This window comes from Azospirillum sp. NS33, from assembly GCF_059703765.1.
Map to the genome: position 1 here is coordinate 149950 of NZ_BAAKJB010000013.1, position 6208 is coordinate 156157.

General features: G+C 73.1%; 7 protein-coding genes. 1 reads left to right on the forward strand and 6 read right to left on the reverse strand.

The genetic code is table 11. The features are described 5' to 3' along the window. Positions 1-19: 19 nt before the first annotated feature. From AC6H2I_RS13835 to AC6H2I_RS13855, 5 genes are all read right to left on the reverse strand, one after another. A complete protein-coding gene (locus AC6H2I_RS13835; protein ID WP_497501234.1) occupies positions 20-433 on the reverse strand; it encodes a (R)-mandelonitrile lyase in 414 nt (137 codons plus the stop codon). A gap of 224 nt (positions 434-657) precedes the next feature. Continuing rightward, entirely contained in the window at positions 658-1353 is a 696-nt protein-coding gene (gene gph, locus AC6H2I_RS13840) for a phosphoglycolate phosphatase (protein WP_497501235.1), read from the reverse strand. Then, complete coding sequence (gene cbbX, locus AC6H2I_RS13845) at positions 1350-2309, reverse strand: CbbX protein (protein WP_497501236.1); 960 nt, start codon at positions 2307-2309, stop codon at positions 1350-1352. The genes gph and cbbX overlap by 4 nt, the downstream gene beginning before the upstream one ends. Positions 2310-2312: 3 nt before the next feature. Next, the gene (locus AC6H2I_RS13850; RefSeq protein WP_497501237.1) at positions 2313-2738 is read right to left on the reverse strand and encodes a ribulose bisphosphate carboxylase small subunit; all 426 of its coding nucleotides are present in this window, start codon (positions 2736-2738) and stop codon (positions 2313-2315) included. Between the two features lie 92 nt (positions 2739-2830). Further along, positions 2831-4288, reverse strand: a complete 1458-nt coding sequence (locus AC6H2I_RS13855; RefSeq protein WP_497501238.1) for a form I ribulose bisphosphate carboxylase large subunit — start codon at positions 4286-4288, stop codon at positions 2831-2833. A 114-nt stretch (positions 4289-4402) separates the two neighbouring features. Here AC6H2I_RS13855 and AC6H2I_RS13860 point away from each other — a divergent pair, with 114 nt between their 5' ends. Then, a complete protein-coding gene (locus tag AC6H2I_RS13860) occupies positions 4403-5296 on the forward strand; it encodes a LysR substrate-binding domain-containing protein (protein WP_497501239.1) in 894 nt (297 codons plus the stop codon). An 18-nt stretch (positions 5297-5314) separates the two neighbouring features. Here AC6H2I_RS13860 and AC6H2I_RS13865 read toward each other — a convergent pair. Then, positions 5315-6208, reverse strand: an 894-nt coding sequence (locus AC6H2I_RS13865) for an anthranilate synthase component I family protein (protein ID WP_497501240.1), incomplete at its 5' end; no start/stop codon positions are given.

Here is a 6208-nt window from a genome sequence, read left to right on the forward strand (position 1 = left end):
GGGTGTCCGAGGTCCGCGGTCAGGCCGGCTCCGACACCGCGGCCCGGTAGTCCTCGTCGGACACGTGCTCCATCCAGGTCACCGCGGACCCGTCCTGCGCCTCCTGGACGGCAACGTGGGTCATCGCCGTGCGGTCGGTGGCGCCGTGCCAGTGCTTCTCGCCGGGGTCGAACCACACGGTGTCGCCCACCCGCACCAGGCGCTTCGGCCCGCCGGCCGTCTGCACCCAGCCTTCGCCCGACGTGACCAGCAGGCGCTGGCCCAGCGGGTGGGTGTGCCAGGCGGTGCGCGCCCCGGGCTGGAAGGTGACGACCGCGGCGGCGGCCCGCGCCGGGCCGGGCGCCGCGAACTGGCTGTCGATACGGACCGAGCCGGTGAAGTACTCCGCCGGCCCGGGGGCCGACGTCTGGTCGTCGCGGTGGAGGATCTTCACGGTGGCGTCTCCGGTGGTTGGGCGGGGCGGCCGGCCCCGCGGCGCGTCGAGCCGGTAGAATGCCCTGACGCGCGCAGAAGTCGATCCCCTCCGTGGGCGTCGCCGATGCCGCCGCCCGGCGGGCTGTACGCCTGGGCGTTCGAGAGGGGCGGGCGGCCGCGTGCCGGAGGGCCCGTGCTGGAGGACCCGCGCCGGCCCGGCAATCCGTCGACCGGCGCCCGGGCCTACAGCCGACGGGGATCGATGGGGCGCGGCGCGGCGACCGCGCCGATCACCTGCGCGAAGCGCTCCAGCACGCCGTCGTGGGGCAGGGTGTCCAGGGGCACCCGCGCGTAGCCGTAGGCCATGAGATGCACCCGCGCCACCCCGGCGGCACGGGCGGCGGCGACGTCGTGCTCGTTGTCGCCGACGAAGGCGGCCTCGGCCGGCGCCACGCCGAGCATTCCCAGCACCCCCAGCAGCGGCTCCGGCGAGGGCTTGCGGGTGGCATAGCTGTCGCCGCCAGCCACCGCGGCGAAGCGCTCCGCCAGCCCGAGGTCGGCGAGCAGGCGGGTGGTGGCCGCCAGCGGCTTGTTGGTGCACACCGCCAGCCGCAGCCCCTGCGCCGCCAGCGTGGCCAGCGTCTCCGCCACGCCGGGGTAGAGGGCGGTGCGGGCGCTGGGGTCGGCCTCGTAGATCTCCAGGAAGCGGCGGAGGTGGCGGCCGGCGTCGCCGCCGGGAACGCCGCCGGTCGCCTCCAGCGCCCGCTCCACCAGCCGCGCCGCGCCATCGCCGATGAAGCGGCGGACGGTGGCGAGGTCGAGGGGCGGACGACCCAGCCCGCCCAGCACGCGGTTCACGGCGTCCTGCAGGTCGGGCGCGCTGTCCGCCAGCGTCCCGTCCAGGTCGAACACCACCGCGGCGATCGGCCGGCCGGTCATGGCGCCGCCGTGAAGACGCGGCTGGCGCGGATGTCGGACTCGGCGATCTCCATGAGGTCGCGGCGGGTCACCGCGCCGCCGGTGCCCGACGCGTCCGCCTGGGCGGCGGCGACCAGCCGGTTGGCGTGGCGCAGCCGGGCGCGGTCCAGCGCGTTGCGCACGGAGCGCGCGTTGGCGAAGTGGGGCTGGGCGCGGCGGCGCTCCAGATACGCGCGCAGCGCGGTGTCCGCGCCGGCCGCCAGGCGGTAGCCGCGGGCGTCGAGCATCAGCCCGGCGATCGCCATCAGCTCGTCCACGGTGTAGTCCGGAAAATCGATGTGGTGGGCGACGCGCGACGACAGCCCGGGGTTCGACTGGAAGAAGGTGTCCATGCGGTCCTTGTAGCCGGCGAGGATGACGACGAAATCGTCGCGCTGGTTCTCCATCGCCTGCAAGAGGATTTCGATGGCCTCCTGGCCGTAGTCGCGCTCGTTCTCCGGCCGGTAGAGGTAGTAGGCCTCGTCGATGAACAGCACGCCGCCCATGGCGCGCTTCAGCACCTCCTTGGTCTTGGGCGCGGTGTGGCCGATGTACTGGCCCACCAGGTCGTCGCGGGTGACGGTGACGAGGTGGCCCTTCCGGATGTAGCCGAGGCGGTGCAGGATGGTGCCCATGCGCTGGGCCACCGTGGTCTTGCCGGTGCCGGGCGGCCCGGTGAAGCACAGGTGCAGGCTGGGCCGGTCGCCGGTCAGCCCGACCGAGCGGCGCAGCCGGTCCACCAGCAGCAGCGCCGCGGTTTCGCGGATGCGGGTCTTCACCGGGGCCAGCCCGACCAGCTCGCGGTCGAGCTGGCCGAGCATCGCCTCGATCCCGGCGTCGCGCTGCGCCCCGGCGAGGTCGACCACCATGTCGTCGCCGGGAGCCTCGTCAGCCCCCGCGCGGGGCGTGTCGTCGGGGGGCGGAACCACGCTGTCCATTCGTCACGCCCCGTAGCGTTCGCCCGCCGGGCGGTCGGTGGCGTAGCTGTGCATCCGGTAGGCCACCCGGCGGTCGGCGCCGGACTGGCGCTCCAGGCGGAAGCCGGGCTCGCCGGGCGGGCGGTGGGCGATGAACGAGAGCGCCACCGTCTGGCGCCCGGCGCCGCGGTCGTAGGCGACCAGGCGGATGTAGTTGCCGGGATGGGTCTTGCGGCATTCGTCCAGCGCCACCATGACCTGGGCGGAATCCTGCTGGTCGAACATGGGCTGGCCCCACATGTCCCAGTAGGTGTTGCGGGGGTGGGGGTCGTCGGTGAACTCGACGCTGATCGGCCACCCCCTGCCCAGCGCGTAGCCCACCTGGGACTCGATCTGGTCGTCGGAGAGGTCGGGCAGGAACGAGAAGGTGCCCTGGGTCAGTCGCATCATGGTGCGGGGGTCCTTTTGCAAAAGGCCGGTGGTCCAAGAGGCCGGTGGTCCAAGAGGCCGGTGGTTCCGGTCGGTCGGCGCCGCCGCCGGGCTCACGCCACCGACGGGGTGGGCACGAAGTCCGGGGTGTCGGTGGAGGCGTAGGTGAAGCTGACGTCCTTCCAGGTCTCCAGGGCGGCGGCCAGCGGGGCGCAGCCGCGCGCCGCGTCGGTCAGGATGTCCGGCCCCTCGGCCAGGATGTCGCGGCCGGCGTTGCGGGCGAACACCATGGCCTCCAGGGCGACCCGGTTGGCGGTGGCGCCGGCGGCGATGCCGTCGGGATGGCCGATGGTGCCGCCGCCGAACTGCAGCACCACGTCGTCGCCGAAGATGTCGAGGAGCTGGTGCATCTGCCCGGCGTGGATGCCGCCCGACGCCACCGGCATCATGCCGCGCAGGCTGCCCCAGTCCTGGTCGAAGAAGACGCCGTTGCGCAGCTCGGTCGGCACGTAGCGCTCGCGGCAGTTGTCGAGGTAGCTGCGGGTCGTGTGCGGGTCGCCTTCCAGCTTGCCGATGACGGTGCCGGTGTGGATGTGGTCGACGCCGATCAGGCGCGCCCATTTGGTGATGACGCGGAAGTTGATGCCGTGGCTCTTCTGCCGGGTGTAGGTGCTGTGGCCGGCCCGGTGCAGGTGCAGCATCATGTTGTTGCGGCGGCACCACTTGGCCATCGACTGCATGGCGGTGTAGCCGGCGACCAGGTCGATCATGATGATGGCGCTGCCCAGCTCGCGCGCGAACTCGGCGCGCTCGTACATCGCCTCCATGTCGCCGGCGGTGACGTTGAGGTAGTGGCCCTTGACCTCGCCGGTGCGCGCCTCGGCGCTGTTGACCGCCTCCATCGCGTACAGCCAGCGGTCGCGCCAGCGCATGAAGGACTGGTCGTTGATGTTCTCGTCGTCCTTGGTGAAGTCGAGCCCGCCCTTCAGCGCCTCGTACACCACCCGGCCGTAGTTGCGCCCCGACAGGCCGAGCTTGGGCTTGACGGTCGCGCCGAGCAGCGGCCGGCCGAACTTGTCGAGGCGCTCGCGCTCCACCACGATCCCGGTGGCCGGGCCCTGGAAGGTCTTCACGTAGGCGAGCGGGAACCGCATGTCCTCCAGCCGCAGCGCCTTCAGCGGCTTGAAGCCGAAGACGTTGCCGATGATCGAGGCGGCGACGTTGGTGACCGAGCCCTCCTCGAACAGGTCGATGTCGTAGGCGATGAAGGCGAACCAGCTTCCCGGCGCGCCCGGCACCGGATCGACCCGGTAGGCCTTGGCCTGGTAGTTCTCGAAGGTGGTGAGCCGGTCGGTCCAGCACACCGTCCACGTCGCGGTGGAGGACTCCCCCGCCACCGCGGCCGCGGCCTCGATCGGGTCGACGCCCTCCTGGGGGGTGATGCGGAAGCAGCAGAGGATGTCGGTCTCCCGCGGCTCGTAGTCCGGCTGCCAATAGCCCATGGCCTTGTATTCCATCACGCCGGCGGACCACCGCCCCTGGCGCTTCTTGGTTTCGACGCCGCCGTCCATCCTCGTCCTCCCTGGCTGGGTGTCGTTGGGATTGCTCCTGGGGCCGAGTATGGTTCGCTCCTTCCATAATTGGAAATTAAAGTATAATATAGTTCTCATAAGCCGGAGCTTATGATGCACCTGACCTTCCGCCAGCTTCGCGCCTTCGAGGCGATCGCCCGGCTGGGCAGTTTCAGCCGCGCCGCCGACGCGCTGTTCCTGACCCAGCCCGCCCTGTCGATCCAGATGCGCAAGATCGCCGACGCCGTGGGGCTTCCCCTGTTCGACACCTCGGGGCGCACGGTGCGGCTGACCGAGGCCGGCGAGGCGCTGCTGGTGCTGAGCCGGGAGCTGGACGACGGTCTGGCCCGGTTCCAGCAGACCGTGGACGCGCTGAAGGGGCTGCGGCGCGGCCGGCTGCGGCTGGCCGGGGTGACCTCGGCGGAGTATTTCCTGCCGCGCCTGCTCGGTCCCTTCTGCGCCGCCCATCCCGGCATCGACGTGGCGCTGGTGCTGGCCAACCGCGAGGAGGTGCTGGCGCGGCTGCGCCGCGGCGCCGACGACCTCTCGGTGTTCGGCCATCCCCCCGACGACGTGGCGGTGGAGAGCGTGGCCTTCCTGGAGAACCCGCTGGTGGTGGTGGCGCCGGACGCTCACCCGCTGGCCGGCCGCCGGGTGTCGCTGGCCGAGGCGCTGGGCGGTGCGGCGGGGGGCCCGCTGCTGCTGCGCGAGCGCGGCTCCGGCACCCGCACGGTGGTGGAGCGGCTGCTGGCCGACCACGGGCTGGCGCCGCGCGTGCGCATGGAGCTGGGCAGCACCGAGGCGATCAAGCAGGCGGTGCTGGGCGGGCTGGGCGTGGCCATCGTGCCGCGCCAGGCGGTGGCGTCCAGCGCCGGCCTGGTCGAGCTGGACGTCGCCGGATTTCCGGTGATGCGCCATTGGTACCTGGTGTGGCCGGCCGGCCGGCCCCTGTCGCTGGCCGCCCGCGCCCTGGCCGACCGGCTGACGGCCGCGCCGCCGGAGGGGTGATGGGCAGGGGCGGCGCGCTCAGCCGCCCTCCAGCGCCCGCAGCAGCGTCCCGACCTTCAGCATCATCTCCGCGTGCTCGGCGGCCGGGTCGGAATCGGCGACGATGCCGCCGCCGGCCTGGGCCACCACCGCGTCCGGGGTGACCGACAGGGTGCGGATGACGATGGAGCTGTCCATCGCCCCGTCGAAGCCGATCCACGCCACCGAGCCGCAATAGGCGCCGCGGCGCGCCACCTCCAGCGCGTCGATGATCTCCATGGCGCGGATCTTCGGGGCGCCGGTGATCGAGCCGCCGGGGCAGGTGGCGCGCAGCAGGTCCACCGGCCCCAGGCCTGGGCGCAGCGCCGCCGTCACCACCGACACCAGGTGGTGCACCGTGGCGAAGCTCTCCAGCCCGTAGAGCACCGGCACCCGCACGCTGCCGATCCGCGCCACCCGGCCCAGGTCGTTGCGCAGGAGATCGGTGATCATCAGGTTCTCGGCCCGGTCCTTGGGGCTGGCGGCCAGGGCCGCGGCGGCGGCGGCATCGGCGGCCGGGTCGGCGTGGCGGCGCGCCGTGCCCTTGATGGGGCGGGTCTCGATGCGGCCGTCGGCGGTCAGGCGGACGAAGCGCTCCGGCGAGGCGCTGGCGATCCGCAGGCCGCGGCCGCAGTGCAGGTAGGCCGCGAAGGGCGCCGGGTTCAGCGCGCGCAGCCGCTCGTAGAGCGCGTACGGGTCGAGGCGCGCCGGGCGGTCGGCCAGGAAGCGCTGGGTGAAGTTGGCCTGGTAGATGTCGCCGGCGCGGATGTACGCCAGCACCTGCGCCACCCGGTCCAGATAGGCCGGCCGGGTCAACTCGCTGCGCCAGGGGCCGGCCCGCGGCGCGGCGCCGGGGGGCGGCGGCGGCGAGTCCAGGCGCGCCGCCATGCGCCG